Below are 17,908 nucleotides of genomic sequence, written 5' to 3' on the forward strand. Positions count from 1 at the left end.
GGGGGAACAGTGATTCTCGAGCCTAGGCGCCGGCCAGTTCCCGCAGCGCCTGGATATGCGCCTCGAGACGGTTGTATCCGTCTGGCCTGATCGAGACCCAGGTGCGCGGGCGTTTGCCCACGTACCCTTTCTTCACCTCGATCATTCCGGCTTTCTCGAGTGCGGTGATGTGCCGTGAGAGGACGGAATCGGAGACGCCGAGGCTGTCGCGCAGCAGTTTGAACTCGGCCTTGTCCCGGTTCTTCAGGCTCGAGACGATGCCCAGTCGCGTTGGGTTGTTCAGCTCCGGTTCGAGTCGGGTCAAGGATTCGCCGAGGGGGCTCGCCTCGACTTGGCTGAGAAGGTCGGCTGCCTGCTGCGGGGTGGGGTTCGCGTTCATGTCAGCTCCTGTGCTCGGGGCTGCGACCAGATCGTCGACACCGCCTGTGAAAGTACTTCCACGGCATCAACTACTTTCCGAATAGGAAAGTGGTTTCACAAAATACTTCCCCCATTACTACCTGACGGCGGCCCAGCAACCCCGCGCGAGGTATCTAGGCCGCCGTCAGGTAGTAATAAGGGGTTAGGAGGGGGTGGCGGCTACTGTGGCGGCCAGCTCGGTGGCCTTCTCCAAATGCTCGTTGGTGACCTCGCCGGTGAAGATGAGGGGATCGAAGGCGAGCTTCCAGCCCAAGCCGGTCGTGATCTGCTTCATCGCGGTCTCGGCCCCGGTCGTGTCATAGCCGCCGTGGATCCAATAGGAGAACGGCCTGCCAGCGGTCGGCTCGCGCACCGCGTTATACGTGGTGTCGAAGAAGTGCTTGAGGGCACCGGAGATATAGCCGAAGTTCGCAGTCGTCCCGAGCACATAGGCATCGGCGGCGAGCACATCCTCGACGCTCGCCTCCAGCGCCGGGCGGAGTGTGACGTCGATGTCGCCGAGCTCAGGCATGCGGAGTCCGGACTCGGCCGCCTCGGCGATCTGCGCTGTCGCAGCGGACGGTGAATGATGAACGAGCAGAACGTTGACCATGGCCCTACTCTAACTTCTCCCATCGGCAGTTTCAGGGCCGAGAGCAGGTGCCTTCAGGGGAACGGCCACCATTGCGGGGCACTTCATATCACCGAAAGTGTCACCGACAACTACTCTGTCAGTTCCAACAGCTAAGACTGCAGGTCCGTGGCGGAACGGCGGGCCAAGCCAAAGTGAGTGCATAAATGGCCGACGCCCTCGGAGGACACTTGTCCTGCCGAAGGCGTCGAATCAGATGGGGCAGCATTATTGCCGCATGAGTTGGAGCGTCTTGTTATTGTTGCGCTCGAGTTCGAGGTGGAACTGAAGACCTGTTGCTCGACTTATCGACGAACCAGACCACAGGGCCGATGATCGGGAAAAGTAAGGCCAAAACGGCCCACACCAATTTCGTGACAGCATCGAGGCTTGACTTGTTGATGCTCACTAGAGCGGCGACCAAGAACACGACCAACAGGGCGAAAATGCTTAGCCATAGAACGTCCCAGCCGACACCGAATCGTTTACCATGTCGACTCCTAGTTCTTGTGATTGTCGCCTTGCTCTGAACCGGACTCTGAGCAGAGTCCGCGGCACATCGCATGGCGCGACAAGCCTCACTATTCTCATCGCGTGTAGTGCTCGCTGCGCATCACACAAAAGGATGAAATTGACCTACTTTTGGAATCGCAGGCGTCTCAGACACAGGCCCGTGTTCGACATGGTTCCGACGATCTCCGTGAATGCTTCTCAGGGTGCTGGCTTTCCGGCAGCCGCTGAGGAAATCAAGGAACACACAAAAGTCAGCCCTCATGTCTACAGTGGAGCCATGGCAGTCATCTTCGACCCCCTGCGCGGACGCGTGCGTCCGGACGCCAGCCACTCCGACGCCGAGATCGTCGACGTGCTCACCGAGACCTATTCCGATGCGGATTGGGCGGTGCTCACCGGGGCGGGAATGAGCACGGACTCCGGCGTCCCCGACTACCGCGGACCCGATTCCCCGCCGCGGAAGCCGATGACGATCCAGACCTTCCTCTCCCACCCCGATCAGCGCGCCAGGTATTGGGCGCGGTCCTGGATGGGCTGGCCGCGGATGCGCGGCACCCGACCCAATCGGGCCCACCTCGCCCTGGCCGAGCTGCCGGTGGCCGGGATCATCACCCAGAATGTCGATGGCCTCCACCAATCCGCCGCCGAGGCGGTCGCCGCCGAACGCGGAAACGATTCCGGAGCGCCGGCGCCGAGTCCCGTCATCGATCTCCACGGCAGCCTCGACCGGGTGATCTGCCTGAAGAACGGCCACCTGTTCGACCGTGATCTCGTGCAGCGGAGACTGAGTGAGCTCAATCCGGATTTCGCCGAGGAAGTCGGCATCGACCCGATCGACGTCGAAACCGCACCCGATGGCGACGTCGAACTCGAGGACACCGCCGGTTTCATCGTCCCCGACTGCCCCGAATGCGGCGGACTGCTCAAACCCGATGTCGTCTACTTCGGTGATTCCGTCCCCGCGGCCAGGGTCCAACAGGCCAATCGGATCGCTGACGAGGCCGCTGGCATCGTGGTGCTCGGTTCCTCTCTGGCGGTGCTGTCCGGTCTGCGATTCGTCAGGACGGCGGCAAAAGAGGGCAAACCCGTCGTCATCGTCACCGACGGGCCGACCCGAGGTGACGAATTCGCCGATTACCGGTCGATCTCCCGCGTCGCCGACTTCGTCACGACCTGGGCCCGCCGGTGAAGTGACAGGACGGCGAAGCGACCGAGCGGTGAGATGACGAAGCGTCCAGGCGAGTCCAAGCCGGAGATGGAAGACTGGCGGGTATGAAAGACAATCTGGCACGCGCCGAACGACTGCGACTCGTCGACTCCGCCCGCCGCGCGGGTGAAGACGCCCCCACACTGTGCGAGGGATGGAACGTCAGGGATCTTGCCACTCACCTCGTCATCCGGGAACGCCACCCGCAGGCCGCCGCTGGCATCTTCATCCCGAAGTTCTCCGACCGTCTGCAGGCGAAGGAAGACGAATACACCGAGATGCCGTTCAGCCGGTTGCTCGGACTCGTCGCCGCACCGCCGAAATGGACTCCGGGTGCCCTGCCGGGAGTGGAGTCGGTGATGAACACGACCGAGTTCCTCGTCCACCATGAAGATATCCGCCGGGCCGCGATCGAATGGATTCCGCGCCGGCTGTCGCAGGCAGAGACCGCGACCGTCTGGGCACAGACGAAGGTGGCGCTACTGCCGTTCGCCGGGAAGGCCAAGGGCCCGGTGACGATCTCGGCACCGGGCTTCGGATCTCGCACCGCTGGGAAGAAGGGAAGCGGCGAGGCCACGACGATCACCGGGGCGCCACTCGAGTTGCTTCTCTATCTTATGGGTCGGACAGACCACGCACTCGTCGACGTGCGCTGAGACCGGGAGCAGGGGAGTGTCGGGAAAACCCCCTCCCGGTCGGGGGATTGGTCCCTGTCGGCAGACGCTGAGGTCTTCCTAGGCTGGTGTCAACAGCCGATACAGAGGAGACACGCACCATGAATGCAGCACCCACCCCGACCCCCGACCAGTTCGATCAGCCGGCCATCGGCCAGTACTCCAACCCGTCCACCGGACGGTACGGAGCACCGCAGAGCTACTCGAACCAGAACCGACCCCACTACGGCCAGCGCGTCGAAGAAGACCCGGGCAAGGTGCTCGGCATCGTTTCGCTCGTGGCAACTCTGTCGACGTTCCTCGGATTCAACTTCATCGGACCCGTCATCGGCATCATCACCGGTCACATGGCACGCAAGCGCTCGCAGGAAGCCGGCTTTGGAGACAACGAGATGGCCAAGTGGGGCTTCATCTTAGGCCTCGTCTTCCTCGGACTCCTCGTCCTCGGATGGGCACTCGGAATCTCGTTCGGAATCGTCGGCGGCCTCGCCAGCCTCATGGCCGGCTGACCCCGACCGATCCGATACTCGCCGATCAGAGACGGCAGAGGGCCGACCCACATGGGTCGGCCCTCTGCCTTTGCTAGAAATCGTTATCGAACTCAGTCAGTAGCCGACCCAGGCTCCGCGTTCCTGATCGAGCACCCGCGGATGCAGCAGCGTCGAGGCTTCGACCTTGCCCACAGACGAGCGATCACGATCCGGTGGGAACGTCGTCGAGGCGGCGAGCACCTCGGCGGTGGCGAATCGCAGGTCCTGCGGGGCATCCTCGGGCACGGTCACCTCGGGGCCGTCGCCACTGAGGTCGGCGAGGAAATATCCCCAATCGCCGAAGCTGGGGACATCGACGTGATACGGAGTCGTCGCCAGTCCCGCCTCGGTGACGGCCTGCCCGATGCCCCAGTAGGCATCAGGGGCGAAGTACGGGGAGCCGGCCTGGACGACGAGGCGGGCCTCCGGCGACATCACCTGACGGATGAGCCCGTAGAACTCGATGCTGTAGAGCTTCGACGTCGCCACATCATCCGGGTCCGGCAGGTCCGCGATGACTGCGTCATAGGCCGAATGCTTCGCCTCCCGCAGCCATGTGAAGGCATCGGCGGCGATCGTCTTCACCCGCGGATCGTCGAGGGAATCGTCGTTGAATGCGGTGAAGTGCTCCGAGGTCTTCGCGAGCTCCAGCACCTTCGGGTCGAGGTCGACGAGCGTGATGGATGCGACGTCGGGGTATTTGAGGATCTCGCGCACGGCCAAGCCGTCGCCGCCGCCGAGGACGAGGACGTTGCGGCGCGGACCGTCCAGCAGCGGATGGACGAGGCTTTCGTGATAGCGGTATTCGTCGGCCGAAGCGAACTGCAGATCCCCGTTGAGGAACAGCCGCGTATCGCCGGTCTTGCGGGCTTCGGTGACGACGATCTCCTGATAGTCCGAGCGCTGCGAATACACGATCGGATCCCGGTAGAGGCGCTGCCGGGTGGTGACTTCGATGTCGTCGGTGTAGATCCACACCACGGTGAGCCCGCCGAGGATGACGACGAGCAGTGCCGCCAAGATGACCTGTGCGGTGCGGGAGATCTCGGTGCGGAAGAGCCAGAGGACGATGAGGATGCCCACCAGCGCATTCGTCATCCCCACCGCCAGCGCACCGCGCGGCAGCCCGAGCAGCGGCAGCAGGAGGAAGGGGAAGGCGAGCCCGCCGACGAGTCCGCCCACATAGTCGGCGGCGAAGAGGTCGGCCACCGCGCTCGAGGCCTTCTGGGCGCGGATGCGTTGGACGAGCTCCATGAGCAGCGGGATCTCCGCGCCGATGAGTGCGCCTATGACGAACGCGAGGGCCACCATGGCCACGGTGTAGACAGCGGCGAAGGCGAAGGCGAGATAGAGCAGAATGACCGACAGCCCGCCGATGATGCCCAGGGCCGCCTCGATGAGTGCGAAGGAGACGGCGGCGAACCCAGTCAGCCGTTTCGTCGCCAGCGATCCGATGCCCATCGCGAAGACCATGACGGACAGGACGATGGAGGCCTGGACGATGGTGTCGCCGAGCAGATAGGAGCCCAGGGCCACGAGCGCGAGCTCGTAGACCATTCCGCAGCTGGCGCAGATGAACACGGCGAGCAGGACGAAGAACCGGGCCGGACCCGGACGCATCGGCAGGGTGATGGGGCGGGCCGCCTCGGTGGGGGTGTCGGTCGGAGCGGAACCGGTCGGAGCCGAACCGGATTCGTCAGAGGTGCTCAAAGGAGGGCTGCGGCCATGATGCCCGCAATGCCCAGGTGGGCGGTGGCGTTGACCCAGACCTCAGGGTGCATCTGTGAGGAGTTGATGATCTCGCCGGTCTTACCCGGAGTGAGCAGACCGATGAGCAGGAAGCTCACGGCCATGAGGATGATGCCGACGATGCCGAAGACGAGGGTGGACAGGATGCCTGCGGCCAGATCATCGGAGCTCGCGCGGATGGCGGCGATGACGATGATCGCGACGCCGGCCAGGTCGGAGGCGACGAGGACCGCGGCATTGCGCGACTTCTGCTCCCACAGGATGACGTGGAGCTTGCCCGGGGTGAGCAGGTCGACGACGAAATAGCCGATGACCATGAGGAGGAGCCCGCAGCCCGCATAGGAGAGGACGACTCCGGTTTCGAAGAGGAGGTAGTTCAGGAGCATGTCTGCCTTTCGCTGTGCCTATTTTCCGGTGCCCGGTCCGCCGCCGCGGAAGCCCGAGCCGTCGCCGTAGTTCGATCCGCCGCCGGAGAAGAACGGGAGGAAGAAGAATCCGCCGCCTCCGGAGCGTGAGGTGTCGCAGCCGACGTAGTCATAGCCGGTGCCGTTCTTCTCGTAGTCGCCCTTGCCGGGGTTCGAGACGTACTGGCCGTTCGAGAGGTCGTAGTCGCCGCAGTTCGCCGATCCGGAGGATCCGCAGCCGCGGAAGACATTGCCGAGGACGATGAGGACGATGACGACTCCGATGATCGTTCCGCAGCCGAAGCGCGGCTTCCGCCCCGAACCGCCGCCGGGGCGCTGGGGTCCGCCGGGCCGCTGTGGTCCGCTCCCGCCGCCGTTGTTCGCGCGGTCGAAGTCGAAGGAACCTCCGCTCATCGAGACGTTCGGTCCCTGGCTCATGTCGACCTCCTCAGTTCGCTGGTGCTGTGGACGATCTCCTGATGCTGCGGATAGCAGTGCCACGATTGCCACGCGATCCGCTCGGGCTGCGCGCACGTCAGCGACAGTGCCGTCAGCGCGCCGGGCTGCCCGGGGAACGCGACCGAGAAGTGGTCGTCGCTGGTGACGGCACGGTCGGCACCGGTGGCGAGCACCTCGGCGGCGGTCGTCGGGAAGTCTCCGTGCACTTTCGTGCGCGTCGCCGTGAACCGGTGTTCGGTGTAACCGGCCCACCGTCCGTGGCGGACGTCCTCGTGGTCCCACCGCGGTCGTAACGGCGACATATCTTTGCCGAGGCAGGCGAAGGATTCGATGAACGCATCGGTTGACCCGGCGCTCAGGATCGCTTGGTGGGAGGAGCCGATGACGGTCAGGGTCAGAGTCAGCTCAGGGGCCGCCTCGGCGAGGGTGGGCTCCGTGTCAGTGGGTGCGGCTACGGTGGGCACGGTGATGCTGCGGGAAGCCAGGGGAGCGATCCGACCGTGGTCGAGGCTGAGCCGCAGCGCCTCGGCGCTGGTGTCGGTGAAGGGGACGTCGAGCGGTCGGGGGAGGGTGAGCATCAGCTGCCGGAGTAGATGGTGAAGGAGCCCGTCGGGATGGTCTCGCCAGTGCTGACTTCCCAGCGACCGTGGTCGAAGCGTTCGAAGGCGAGCATGCGGCCGTCGCCGGATTCGTAGTCGACATAGTCGACTCCGCCCTTCTCGTTCAGCCCCGTGGTGCCTTCGGACCGGTAAGAGGCGGTGCCGTGTTCGACGAGGTCGTAGTCGGTGCCGTCGACGGTGATTGTCCGTGCCTTCGGCTCGATGTCGAGGTCGGGGCGGTCGCGCCAGCGGGCGATCTGCACATCGGGGTCGCGTTCGACGCTCAACCACATGCGCGTCGCCGAGGCGTCGGCCTGGAAGAAGTGTTCGGCCCAGTCGTAGCCGCCCTCGGAGATGCGCAGAGTGCCGCGGACGAAGAACTTCTCATTGCCGAATTCGAGGAGGTCGCCGGCCTTGATGGTCTCCGGGTCACCGCCGGTGTTCTGATCGGCGGCGAAGGGATCGCGTGGGGCGGCCGGCTGCTGAGTCTGCTCCTGCTTTCGGGCCTTGTTGGTACGTGTTCGGATGACGAGCACGGTCACGAGCACGACGATGATGAAGACGAGGACGGCGATGAGGAGTTCTGAGGGCACGGCGGTCTGCTTCGTTTCGGTGGCCGGACGGTTCAACAACCACTCTAGTCGACCGAGACGTCACATGCGGGGGTGATCGTCCTTCTTCTCGAGAGCTGTCATCGTGTCGGCGATGACGAACCCGAGGTCGCGGTTGAGTGCGAGCATCGGTTCGTTGTCCGTCGCCGTGTACGTCTGCACCCATTGCGCCGAGACGGTCGCGGCGACCGCGGGCAGCTGACGCAGGTTCGCGACCTTGAGTGCCCGACCGATCCCACGCCCTCGAAAGGCACGGTCGACGAGCGTGTCCTCCTGGATGACGATCTGCGGATCGTGCGAGGAGACCATGATCTCCGTATATCCGACGGCGAGGTCGCCCACGTGCGCCATCGAGCTCACCAGGGTCCACCCCTGCTCCTCCATCCGCTCCTCATGGCTGCGGATCGCCGCGGTGCTGGCATGAGCAGCGGTGCGGGTGAGATCGCCGACGGGCACGTCCTCATCCATCTGCGCCCGCAGCTGAGTCCAGGACTCCAGCACCTCCTCGGGGCAGGCACCGATCCACGAGGTGACGGAGAAGTCCGGGTCCTCCCTGATCACGGGCACAACCGTCGAGGCTCCCGAATCCTTGTACCGATTCGCGTCTGCCTCCAGGTAGGCGGGCAGGTCGAGCAGCAGCCGGTGCTCTTCGTTGCCGACGCTCATCCCGTGCGCCTGCGCGAAGGCGACCCCGGCCGGGCAGTAGGTTTCGGTCTGCACGATCGCCAAGGATTCGTCACAGTCAACGAGGAACTGTGCGGCCGCCTCGGCGAGGGCCGTGCCGAAACCCCGTCGACGGTGATCGGTGAGAACCCCGAGCTCGATATCGGTCGGGGTTTCGGGGGAGATGCTGATCTCGACGCCGCCGATGATCTCCTCGCCGAGGCGGCCCACCAGGGCGATGTCCTGTCCGCCCGGGCGAGGGTGGGCGAATTGGGTGAGCGTCGTCTCGGCGCTGCGCCACCAGGCGGCGGTGCGGTCGTGCGTGTAGGCGGTGCGCATGACGTCGTTCCACGTCAGCAGCGCAGACTCGTCGTCGGCGGCGATGCGAGTGATCTGGATCTCAGGCATAGTGAGAGTCGATCACGGCAGGTGCCGGTTTTCAAGGACGCCGGTGCCCGGTTTCAGGACTGACGGGGTCCGTCGGGGTCGTCGGTGCCGCTGGGACTATCGGGTCCGACCCGGCCCTCCGCGGGTCCGCGGTCGGGCGGATCGGTGGAGTCCGCCTCGGCGTGGGGATCGTGTTTGGGCAGGCGGGAGCCGATATGCGAACCGGGAGTGTTCATCACCCGGTACACGAGGAAGGCGCCGATGCTGAAGACGACGATGATGCACAGAGTGAGGAAGATGACTGCGCCGAGTCCGGGCTGCATCATATCGCCATTCGACGGCGGTCGAAGTAGTTCGCGAACCGGGCCTTGAACGACCCCATGCCGATCGATCCGCCCACGCGCACGAGGGGGCGGCGGCCGGTCGGCACCGCATCGACCACGGATTTCACGCTGCCCCAGGTCTTCGACAGCTGATCGACGTTGACGGCCCAGTCATCCGGGATGACGATGACGACCGCGCCCATTCCGGCGACGATCTCGACTTCGATGACTTCGAGATCGGTCTCGACCTCGAGGAAGTTCAGTTCGATGTTCGACATCGAGGGTTCGCAGCGAATATAGGGCGGGACCGACCACCTGGCGCGGCGGACCTCGGATTCCCAGCCGGCCTTGATGACGAGCGGATCGAATCGATCATGGCCCTGGACCGCCATCGCACGGCCGGTAGTGGGCGCAATCGCCGAGGCGGGGCGGAAACGATCGGAGGGCAGTTCGGTGGTGAGGTCGGAGAGGACCTCGTCGAGGTCGATGGGGAACTTCGCGGACTGGACCGTCTCCATCCGCTCGTCGAGCTCATCGACGGTGATCCGACCGTCGCCGGCGGCCTCGCGGAGCAGCTCGATCGCCTCATCGCGTTCCTTGTGGCCGATGCGGAAGGTCTTCGCGGGGTCGTTCTCGTCGGGGGAGGGGGTGGCTGAGCTCATGATCTCTATCGTGCCTGATCGGGAAGTCAGCGACAACGGCGGGACTCCGGGGGCCGTGTCTCGTGTCAGTCGTTGGCATTAGGCTAGGGGACGTGTCCACCGCACTGTACAGAAGATACCGCCCAGAGACCTTCGACGAGGTCATCGGTCAAGAGCATGTGACCGATCCGCTGAAGGCCGCCATCGAACGTGGCCGCATCAACCATGCCTACCTGTTCTCGGGCCCGCGCGGGTGTGGAAAGACCACCTCGGCGCGGATCCTGGCTCGGTGCCTCAACTGTGAGCAGGGGCCGACTCCGGTGCCGTGCGGGGAGTGCCCGAGCTGTCGGGATCTGGCCAACGGCGGACCCGGTTCGCTCGATGTCGTCGAGATCGACGCGGCCAGCCACAACGGCGTCGACGACGCCCGTGACCTGCGTGAGCGCGCCGTCTATGCGCCCGCGCGCGATCGGTACAAGGTGTTCATCCTCGATGAGGCGCACATGGTCACCTCGCAGGGCTTCAACGCTCTGCTCAAGATCGTCGAAGAGCCGCCGCCGCACATCAAATTCGTCTTCGCCACGACCGAGCCCGAGAAGGTCATCGGCACGATCCGGTCGCGGACCCACCACTACCCGTTCCGCCTGGTGCCGCCGGAGGCCCTGGGCAACTATCTCGACGAGCTGTGCACGCGTGAAGGCGTGCAGGTGGCCAAGGGTGTGCTGCCGCTGGTCGTCCGGGCCGGTGGGGGCTCGGTGCGTGACACGCTGTCGGTCCTCGACCAGCTCATCGCCGGTTCCGGACCCGATGGGGTCGACTACGGGCGGGCCATTGCGCTGCTCGGATACACTCCGGATTCGCTGCTTTCCGACATCGTCGATGCGTTCTCCGCCGGTGATGGTGCCGGGGTGTACCGCGCGGTGGAGCGGGTCATCGAATCCGGTCAGGATCCGAGGCGCTTCGTCGAAGATCTGCTGGAGCGCTTCCGGGATCTCATCGTCATCAATGCCGCACCCGAGGCGGCCCATGCCTTCCTGCCCGAAGTGCCGCCGGACCGTCTGGAGAGACTGACTCTGCAGGCCAACGGCTTCGGACAGGGCGAGCTCTCCCGTGCCGCGGACCTGCTGAATGTGGGCCTGACGGAGATGTCGGGTGCTACCTCGCCGAGGCTGCAGCTCGAGCTCATCTGTGCTCGCATTCTGCTGCCCGGCTCCGGTCGCAGCCGGGATGCCGTGCTCAGCCGCGTCGAACGGATGGAACGCCGTATCGGCATGTCGGCCACCGGTGTGGCCGCGAACGTGCCAGCGCCGGCGCAGGCCCCGGGGCAGGAGGCTGTGCAGGCGCAGGGGGCAGTGGCCGGTGGGACCGGTCAGGGGCAGGTGCCTGCTGCCGATCAGGGACAGGCGACCGGTCGGCCGACTTCCGGTGGGTCTACTGCCGGTGGGACAGGTCGTGGTGCCGGAGCACCTGGTGCGAACGTGCCAGCCGGACAGTCTCAGAGCGCCGCGCACGACGACTTCGACGACATCGCGGCCATGGCCGCGGCCGCCGAGTCGATGCTCAACGAACCTCCGGCTCAGTCGGGTCAGTCGGAGCGGCAGAGCCGGCAGGAACGACAGGGACAGCCGGACCGGCAGGAACAGTCGACCCGATTCGATCAACAGGCTCAGCGAGTTCAGCAGGAGCCGCCGTCGCCGCAAGAGCCGCAGGTTCAGCCTGCACCGGCGGACAACGGACCACAGTCTGCCGAAGACGTTCCGGCCGTAGCTGAGCGCTCGTCGACGCAGGGTCAGCAGCCGTCGCCAGATTCGCCGTCCGAGTCCCCGTCCTCGGCGGGGCGTGCGCCGAACACCGAGCCGCAGCCTGAGCGGAACAACGAGCAGCGTCAGGATCCTGCCAGTGCCCCATCCTCCGGCTCCGCGCCGGTGCCTGCGCCGGACTCTGCGCCGGCGAATCAGCCTCAGCGTCCGGCGACCGAGCAGTCTCAGAGCCAGTCCGCTCCGGCGCCTGCACCTGCGGCACCGACGGGACTAGGGGATGACTCGCAGTCGGAGCAGGCCGCGGCACCGGAAGCCACCTCGGTGGCGGGATCCGGTGACATCGGCGGGGAGATCGAAGCCATCCGCCGGGCCTGGCCGAGCATTCTCGCCTCGGTGGAGGAGCGCAGCCGTCTGACTCGCGCGATCATCGCGGCCAATGCGATTCCGCAGTCATTCTCCGACGGGGTCGTCTACCTCGGCTTCAACAATGCCGGTTCCGTGCAGGGATTCCAGCAGCGCGACCATGCGGCCAAACTCGCTGCGGCGATCAACGACGTCCTCGGTATTCAGGCTCGTATCGACGTCGGCGATGTCGGTCGGATCGGCGGAGGAAGCGCCAGCGGCGGCAGCCAGGGCAAAGGATCCTCGGCTCCGCCCATGAACGACTCCGGCGGCAATCACGGACCGGCACCGAGCCAGCGCCGCCCCAGCCCGCAGGAAGTCGCCGCGGTCGTCGGAACCCGTGAAGTCGACAAGCCGCAGGTCGACCACGAGAAGTTCTGGGAGCCCAGCGGACCGACACAGGGTCCCTGGTCCTCCGACGACGAGGAGGGAGAACAGCCGGGTCCACCGACTGAACCCACGACACCTGATAACTCCTTCGGCACTGCCGAACTGGCCGACGAACCATCTGCCGATGCTGAGCAGTCCGGCACTGATGGCGTGAGCGCGAGTTCACCGCACGATGACGCAGGCCCTGCAGCCGAGTCGGCTCCCGAAACCGAAACTGAGCCTGTGGCCGAGAGCGCCCGAGTTGCTGAGAATGCGCCCGCTTCCTCGGTCGCCCCGGACGTCGTCGTTCCCGATCTCTCCGACGATGACTTCTTCGGCCCGCCGGCCGACACCGCATCCGAACCGGCTGGCGACGGATCAGTTGGCTCCGGACCAGCCGGCGACTACGCTCGATCTGGTCCCGACCACCATGCGGGAACAGCGTCTGCGGGGTCGTCCGGCTTCGCCGACGATTCGCCGATGGAGTACGTCGAACCGCGGTGGGAAGAGCCGAACTGGAACGACGGTCCCTCACCGATCGACCCCTCACCGGTCGACTCTGCATCGACGGGCACCGCCTCGGCCGACGTCGACGAGACGAGCGCAGGCAGCGGTGCGGTCGACGTCGGAGCTGTCGTCGTGCCACCGCCCGACGACGATCTCGACTACCCCGACCTCGCAGAGAGCCCCAGCGACTTCGGGGGAGGAGCCTTCGAACAGCCGGCACCAGCCGTGCAGTCTCCGCCACCGGCCTCGACCCACGGGGGAGAGAAGCCGTTCAAATCGCGCTTCGCCGCACTGGCCGAGAAGCACGGTGTCACCACCACTCCGCCTGTCGGATCCGGATACGGATCCGCGCCACGGGCCAACCCTGCGGGCGGATCTGGTCCGGGAGCCGCCTCGGCGCCGGGATCGAACGCCAACCCACAGCGGTCGGGATCGGTCGAGGACGAGTATGATCCGGAAACGGACCTCGACGTCTCCGAAGCGCCGCAGATGGGCGTCGACGTGATCGCACGGGTCCTCGGCGGCGAAATCATTGACGAAAGAGAAGTATGAGCGCTGTATACGAAGGTGCCCTCCAGGACTTGGTCGAAGAGTTCGGCAAGCTCCCGGGCATCGGGCCGAAGTCGGCCCAGCGTCTGGCGTTCCACATCCTGCAGACGGACTCGCAGGACGTCAATGCGCTGGCGCAGGCACTCACCGACGTGAAGAAGCGAGTGCGGTTCTGCGAGATCTGCGGAAACGTCTCCGAGGAAGCCGAGTGCACAGTGTGCCAGGATCCGCGCCGCGACCGGTCGATGATCTGCGTGGTCGAAGAGCCCAAGGACGTCGTCGCGATCGAACGGACGAGGGAATACCGGGGTCTCTACCACGTCCTCGGCGGAGCCATCGACCCGATGGCCGGGGTCGGACCCGACAACCTGCGGATCAAGGAACTCATGACTCGCCTCCAGGACGGTGAGGTCAAGGAGACCGTCATAGCCACCGACCCGAACCTCGAAGGCGAAGCCACCGCCACCTACCTCGTCCGCCTCCTCGGATCGCTCGGCGTGACCGTGACCCGCCTCGCCTCGGGACTGCCCGTCGGCGGCGACCTCGAATACGCTGACGAGGTCACCCTCGGCCGAGCATTCTCCGGGCGCCGCGAAATCGACTGACCGCCTCGGCGAGGGCCTGGGATTTCGGCCCCTTCCGATTCCAATCGAAGTCCGCCGAGCTGTTGACAGCATATCGATAATCGTGAACCATGTTGTTTATCGATATATCGATAAACGATAAGTCATTGGATGCGGCGAAGGTCAGCGGAAAGCTCGCCTGCTTCTCGCCGAGGCGGGAAGGCGTTGTCATGTCACCAACAGAGGAACAGAAGCCGGACGACGAACCTCAGAAGCGCAAGGCGTTCGGCACAGGTTACGAACTCTGGATCGGTTTGGCAGTCGGGTTCTATGTCATCTACGCCATCACTGACCTCGTTGCCCGAATAGCTCACTCCGAAGTGGCAGTGATGGTGAACTTCTCCGACGATGAGGCTTCTTCGATTGAGGCCGGGAGCGGAACAGCATCGCTGACCGGAGTCACCGAGATCGTTGTTCCGACTGCGGACGCCTCGGCCGGAGCGGTTGTGCTCGTGACAATCGCCGAAATCGCAGTCATCCTCACAGTGCTGGCGGCCGCTGTCTCCCTTGTGCCTGTCATACGCGACATAGCGGCGGGGACGCCGTTCACTCCGCGGGCTGCCCGCGCATTCGTTGCGTTTGAGTGGGTCGTGGCGATCGGATGGATCGTCTACTTCGTCACCATGGGCCTCGGCAGCAATTGGATCTCCGCCGATATCGGCATCGCCGACGGAGTTGGGCCAGGCGTCACCGTCGTCCAGGCATTCTTCGTTCTCGGGGTCGTCGGCGGCGCTGAACTGCTGCGGCGGTGCTTCAGATCAGGGCGCGAAGCTCAAGAAGAGCTCGAAGGGCTCGTATGATGGTCGAGGAATTCGACTCCTCCCGGGTTATCTGCCACCTCGACAGTCTGCTGACTCGGCGAGACATGAGCCTGACCGAATTGTCCAAACGCGTCGGGGTCTCGCTCGCAAACCTCTCAGTGCTTAAGAACAACAGGGCGAAGGCAGTGCGCTACTCCACTCTCATTGCTCTGTGCGAGGTCCTCGACTGTCAGCCCGGTGACCTCTTCACCATGGAGCGACGGTCGGACTGACCGTCAAGGGCAGCGCCCGTCGGCGCGAAGCCGGCGGGCCGCCTCGGCGAGGGGCTGCTGTCTGGGGTTCACGACCCCGGAGTATAACGATTTCTGAACAGGCGCTGAACGGTACGTGGTCGACCCGGGCTCGCCCATGTGCGCGCTGATCGAGCGGGTTGCCGTCAGGTGACATCCGGCCCGGTCAGGCGGTGTCTGAATGACGGGCGAAGGTGAACCGAAATGACCTACCTCATACAATGGTTCAGGTGCCGGGAGCCCGACACGGCTGAAATCCTGATCGATGCAGCACGAGACCTCCATGTTTGGAACCATGGAATCGATCGCCTGGCACGGAACTTATCAGCGATAAGGAAGATACTGCAGTGAGCATAGTCGTCCAGAAGTTCGGTGGGTCCTCGGTAGCCGATGCGGAATCGGTCAAGCGAGTGGCCAAACGAATTGTCGAGTACCGTCAAGCCGGTCACGAAGTAGTTGTCGTGGTGTCGGCCATGGGTGACAGTACCGATGATCTCATCGACTTGGCCCAACAGGTTTCCCCCATGCCCCCCGCCCGCGAACTCGACATGCTGCTGACCGCCGGTGAGCGCATATCGATGGCGGTCCTGGCCATGGCGATCGCCAACCTCGGCTTCGAAGCCCAGTCCTTCACCGGCTCCCAGGCCGGAGTCATCACCGATGAGCAGTTCGGCAAGGCCCGAATCATCGACGTCACTCCCGGTCGCATCCGGTCCTCCCTCGACGAGGGATACGTCGCCATCGTCGCGGGATTCCAGGGTGTCAGCCAGACCGCGAAGAACATCACCACTCTCGGCCGCGGCGGCTCCGACACCACGGCTGTGGCACTGGCCGCGTCGCTCGATGCCGATGTGTGCGAGATCTACACCGACGTCGACGGCGTCTTCACCGCCGACCCGCGCATCGTGCCCACGGCTCGCAAGATCGACGAGATCGGCTACGAAGAGATGATGGAGATGGCCGCCTCGGGCGCCAAGGTCCTCATGCTCCGCTGTGTCGAATACGCCCGCCGTTACAACGTGCCGGTGCACGTGCGGTCCTCATTCTCTCGCAACCAAGGAACCTGGGTGACCGATTCACCCATCCCCGAAGCCTTCCGCCAGGGCCGGGGATCATCGACCCCGGCAGCGGAACCAGAAACGGAGCCCACCATGGAACAGGCAATCATCTCCGGCGTCGCTCATGACCGCTCGGAAGCCAAGGTCACGATCGTCGGCGTTCCCGATGTCCCCGGCAAGGCAGCAGAGATCTTCAAGACTCTGGCCAAGCAGGAGGCCAACATCGACATGATCGTCCAGAACATCTCGACCCGTGAGCCGGGAAAGACGGACATCTCCTTCACCCTGCCCATGGACGACGGCGCCAAGGCGCTCGAGGCCCTCGACGCAGTCAAGGCCGAGATCGGCTTCGACCAGGTCCGCTACGACGACCAGATCGGCAAGCTCTCCGTCGTGGGCGCCGGAATGCGCTCCCACCCGGGCGTGACCGCGACTCTCTTCGAGGCGCTCAGCGAAGCCCAGGTCAACATCGACATGATCTCCACCTCGGAGATCCGCATCAGCGTCGTCACCCGAGCAGACCTGCTCGACGACGCAGTCCGTGCCGCCCATGCCGCGTACGGACTCGACAGCGAAGACAACGAAGCAGTGGTGTACGGAGGTACCGGACGATGAGCGTCAATATCGGAGTAGTCGGTGCAACCGGCCAGGTCGGCGGAGTCATGCTCGACCTCCTGGCCGAGGATCCCGGATTCGAGATCGGATCCCTGAGGCTCTTCGCCTCGGCCCGTTCGGCCGGGAAGACGATCGACTTCAAGGGCCAGCCCATCACCATCGAAGACGCCGCCGAGGCGGACCCGAGCGGACTCGATATCGCTCTGTTCTCCGCCGGTGGAGCAACGTCGAAGGCGCAGGCCGAACGTTTCGCGGCCGCCGGTGCCATCGTCGTCGACAACTCCTCGGCGTGGCGTTCGGACCCTGAGGTTCCGCTCGTCGTCAGCGAGGTCAACCCCGACGCACTCGACGAGCCGCCCAAGGGCATCATCGCGAACCCGAACTGCACGACCATGGCCGCCATGCCTGTGCTCAAGGCCCTCCATGACAAGGCCGGGCTCAGCCGCCTCATCGTAGCCACCTACCAGGCCGTGTCCGGTTCGGGTCTGGCCGGAGTCGAGGAACTCGCCGGTCAGCTCGAGGCCGGGCTGCCCGACGCTCGCAAGCTCACCACCGACGGAAACGCAGTGAGCCTGCCGGAGCCGAACAACTACGTCGAACCGATTGCGTTCAACGTCCTGCCGATGGCCGGAGCGGTCGTCGACGACGGGCAGAACGAATCCGATGAAGAGAAGAAGCTGCGCAACGAGAGCCGGAAGATCCTCGGCCTGCCCGACCTCCTGGTCGCCGGCACCTGTGTGCGCGTGCCCGTCTTCACCGGACACAGCCTGAGCATCCACGCCGAATTCGACTCCGACATCAGCCCCGAGCAGGCCACCGAGATCCTGTCGCAGGCGCCCGGAGTCTCCCTCGACGAAGTTCCGACTCCGCTCAAGGCCGCAGGTCAGAACGACAGCTTCGTCGGTCGCATTCGTGCCGACCAGTCGGCGCCGGAAGGCAAGGGGCTCGTCCTCTTCGTCTCCAACGACAACCTGCGCAAGGGTGCGGCACTGAACACCGTGCAGATCGCCGCACTGCTGGCTGCCAAGCTCGAAGCGAAGGCCGCCTGAGCAACGACAGCTCGATGACCAACCGCCCGGAAGCACAGGCTTCCGGGCGGTTCGTCTTCTCCGGCAATACATGTCGGGACATATAAAAGCGTTGCTATATATAAATATTTATATTAGTGGCGAGCCTCTGATCTG

Annotated in this window: 20 protein-coding genes; 9 read left to right on the plus strand and 11 right to left on the minus strand. The window is 64.9% G+C overall.

All coding sequences use genetic code 11. The annotated features are described in order from the left end of the window. Window positions 1–22 precede the first annotated feature (22 nt). The 3 genes from GUY30_RS04010 to GUY30_RS18165 all read right to left on the minus strand — a co-directional run bounded on the left by GUY30_RS04010 (window position 23) and on the right by GUY30_RS18165 (window position 1,595). Complete coding sequence (locus GUY30_RS04010; RefSeq protein WP_167194286.1) at window positions 23–379, minus strand: winged helix-turn-helix domain-containing protein; 357 nt, start codon at window positions 377–379, stop codon at window positions 23–25. 183 nt (window positions 380–562) lie between these two features. After that, window positions 563–1,012, minus strand: a complete 450-nt coding sequence (locus GUY30_RS04015) for a flavodoxin family protein (RefSeq protein WP_167194288.1) — start codon at window positions 1,010–1,012, stop codon at window positions 563–565. A gap of 274 nt (window positions 1,013–1,286) precedes the next feature. After that, on the minus strand, window positions 1,287–1,595 hold the full coding sequence (locus GUY30_RS18165; protein WP_407645298.1) for a PLD nuclease N-terminal domain-containing protein: 309 nt from the start codon (window positions 1,593–1,595) through the stop codon (window positions 1,287–1,289). 225 nt (window positions 1,596–1,820) lie between these two features. On the opposite strand from GUY30_RS18165, the gene GUY30_RS04025 reads away from it, so the two are divergent. The 3 genes from GUY30_RS04025 (at window position 1,821) to GUY30_RS04035 (ending at window position 3,933) form a co-directional block, all read left to right on the plus strand. Then, window positions 1,821–2,732 carry a Sir2 family NAD-dependent protein deacetylase gene (locus GUY30_RS04025; RefSeq protein ID WP_167194292.1) on the plus strand — a complete coding sequence of 304 codons (912 nt, stop codon included), beginning with the start codon at window positions 1,821–1,823 and terminating at the stop codon, window positions 2,730–2,732. Between the two features lie 83 nt (window positions 2,733–2,815). Then, the gene (locus tag GUY30_RS04030) at window positions 2,816–3,406 is read left to right on the plus strand and encodes a TIGR03085 family metal-binding protein (protein ID WP_167194294.1); all 591 of its coding nucleotides are present in this window, start codon (window positions 2,816–2,818) and stop codon (window positions 3,404–3,406) included. Window positions 3,407–3,525: 119 nt separating this feature from the next. Continuing rightward, a complete protein-coding gene (locus GUY30_RS04035; RefSeq protein WP_167194296.1) occupies window positions 3,526–3,933 on the plus strand; it encodes a DUF4190 domain-containing protein in 408 nt (135 codons plus the stop codon). A 96-nt stretch (window positions 3,934–4,029) separates the two neighbouring features. On the opposite strand, the gene GUY30_RS04040 is transcribed toward GUY30_RS04035, so the two are convergent. The 8 genes from GUY30_RS04040 to GUY30_RS04075 are packed head-to-tail and all read right to left on the minus strand — an operon-like array spanning window position 4,030 to window position 9,811. Then, window positions 4,030–5,664 carry a polyamine aminopropyltransferase gene (locus GUY30_RS04040; protein WP_228281667.1) on the minus strand — a complete coding sequence of 545 codons (1,635 nt, stop codon included), beginning with the start codon at window positions 5,662–5,664 and terminating at the stop codon, window positions 4,030–4,032. Next, window positions 5,661–6,089 carry a DUF350 domain-containing protein gene (locus GUY30_RS04045; protein WP_167194298.1) on the minus strand — a complete coding sequence of 143 codons (429 nt, stop codon included), beginning with the start codon at window positions 6,087–6,089 and terminating at the stop codon, window positions 5,661–5,663. Before GUY30_RS04045 ends, GUY30_RS04040 begins: the two co-directional genes overlap by 4 nt. A gap of 18 nt (window positions 6,090–6,107) precedes the next feature. Further along, entirely contained in the window at window positions 6,108–6,545 is a 438-nt protein-coding gene (locus tag GUY30_RS04050; protein ID WP_208091483.1) for a hypothetical protein, read from the minus strand. Further along, the gene (locus tag GUY30_RS04055) at window positions 6,542–7,144 is read right to left on the minus strand and encodes a DUF2617 family protein (RefSeq protein WP_167194300.1); all 603 of its coding nucleotides are present in this window, start codon (window positions 7,142–7,144) and stop codon (window positions 6,542–6,544) included. The genes GUY30_RS04050 and GUY30_RS04055 overlap by 4 nt, the downstream gene beginning before the upstream one ends. Further along, window positions 7,144–7,758, minus strand: a complete 615-nt coding sequence (locus tag GUY30_RS04060; RefSeq protein ID WP_167194302.1) for a DUF4178 domain-containing protein — start codon at window positions 7,756–7,758, stop codon at window positions 7,144–7,146. The genes GUY30_RS04055 and GUY30_RS04060 overlap by 1 nt, the downstream gene beginning before the upstream one ends. Before the next feature lie 60 nt (window positions 7,759–7,818). After that, window positions 7,819–8,847: a GNAT family N-acetyltransferase gene (locus GUY30_RS04065; protein ID WP_167194304.1), complete on the minus strand. Its 1,029-nt coding sequence runs from the start codon at window positions 8,845–8,847 to the stop codon at window positions 7,819–7,821. A gap of 53 nt (window positions 8,848–8,900) precedes the next feature. After that, on the minus strand, window positions 8,901–9,152 hold the full coding sequence (locus tag GUY30_RS04070) for a hypothetical protein (protein ID WP_167194306.1): 252 nt from the start codon (window positions 9,150–9,152) through the stop codon (window positions 8,901–8,903). Beyond that, on the minus strand, window positions 9,149–9,811 hold the full coding sequence (locus GUY30_RS04075; protein ID WP_167194308.1) for a DUF1707 SHOCT-like domain-containing protein: 663 nt from the start codon (window positions 9,809–9,811) through the stop codon (window positions 9,149–9,151). The genes GUY30_RS04070 and GUY30_RS04075 overlap by 4 nt, the downstream gene beginning before the upstream one ends. 92 nt (window positions 9,812–9,903) lie before the next feature. Between GUY30_RS04075 and GUY30_RS04080 the strand changes: the two genes are divergently transcribed. From GUY30_RS04080 to GUY30_RS04105, 6 genes are all read left to right on the plus strand, one after another. Then, complete coding sequence (locus GUY30_RS04080) at window positions 9,904–13,380, plus strand: DNA polymerase III subunit gamma and tau (RefSeq protein ID WP_167194310.1); 3,477 nt, start codon at window positions 9,904–9,906, stop codon at window positions 13,378–13,380. Further along, a complete protein-coding gene (gene recR, locus GUY30_RS04085; protein ID WP_025780860.1) occupies window positions 13,377–13,982 on the plus strand; it encodes a recombination mediator RecR in 606 nt (201 codons plus the stop codon). The genes GUY30_RS04080 and recR overlap by 4 nt, the downstream gene beginning before the upstream one ends. A gap of 89 nt (window positions 13,983–14,071) precedes the next feature. Further along, entirely contained in the window at window positions 14,072–14,800 is a 729-nt protein-coding gene (locus GUY30_RS04090; protein ID WP_167194312.1) for a DUF2975 domain-containing protein, read from the plus strand. Further along, window positions 14,800–15,033 carry a helix-turn-helix domain-containing protein gene (locus GUY30_RS04095; RefSeq protein ID WP_167194314.1) on the plus strand — a complete coding sequence of 78 codons (234 nt, stop codon included), beginning with the start codon at window positions 14,800–14,802 and terminating at the stop codon, window positions 15,031–15,033. The genes GUY30_RS04090 and GUY30_RS04095 overlap by 1 nt, the downstream gene beginning before the upstream one ends. Window positions 15,034–15,398: 365 nt before the next feature. Then, complete coding sequence (locus GUY30_RS04100; RefSeq protein WP_101555588.1) at window positions 15,399–16,724, plus strand: aspartate kinase; 1,326 nt, start codon at window positions 15,399–15,401, stop codon at window positions 16,722–16,724. Beyond that, on the plus strand, window positions 16,721–17,773 hold the full coding sequence (locus tag GUY30_RS04105; protein WP_167194316.1) for an aspartate-semialdehyde dehydrogenase: 1,053 nt from the start codon (window positions 16,721–16,723) through the stop codon (window positions 17,771–17,773). The genes GUY30_RS04100 and GUY30_RS04105 overlap by 4 nt, the downstream gene beginning before the upstream one ends. Window positions 17,774–17,908: the final 135 nt, after the last annotated feature.

The sequence above is a fragment of the Brevibacterium pigmentatum genome, from assembly GCF_011617465.1.
In the GTDB taxonomy this organism is placed as follows: Bacteria; Actinomycetota; Actinomycetes; order Actinomycetales; family Brevibacteriaceae; genus Brevibacterium; species Brevibacterium pigmentatum.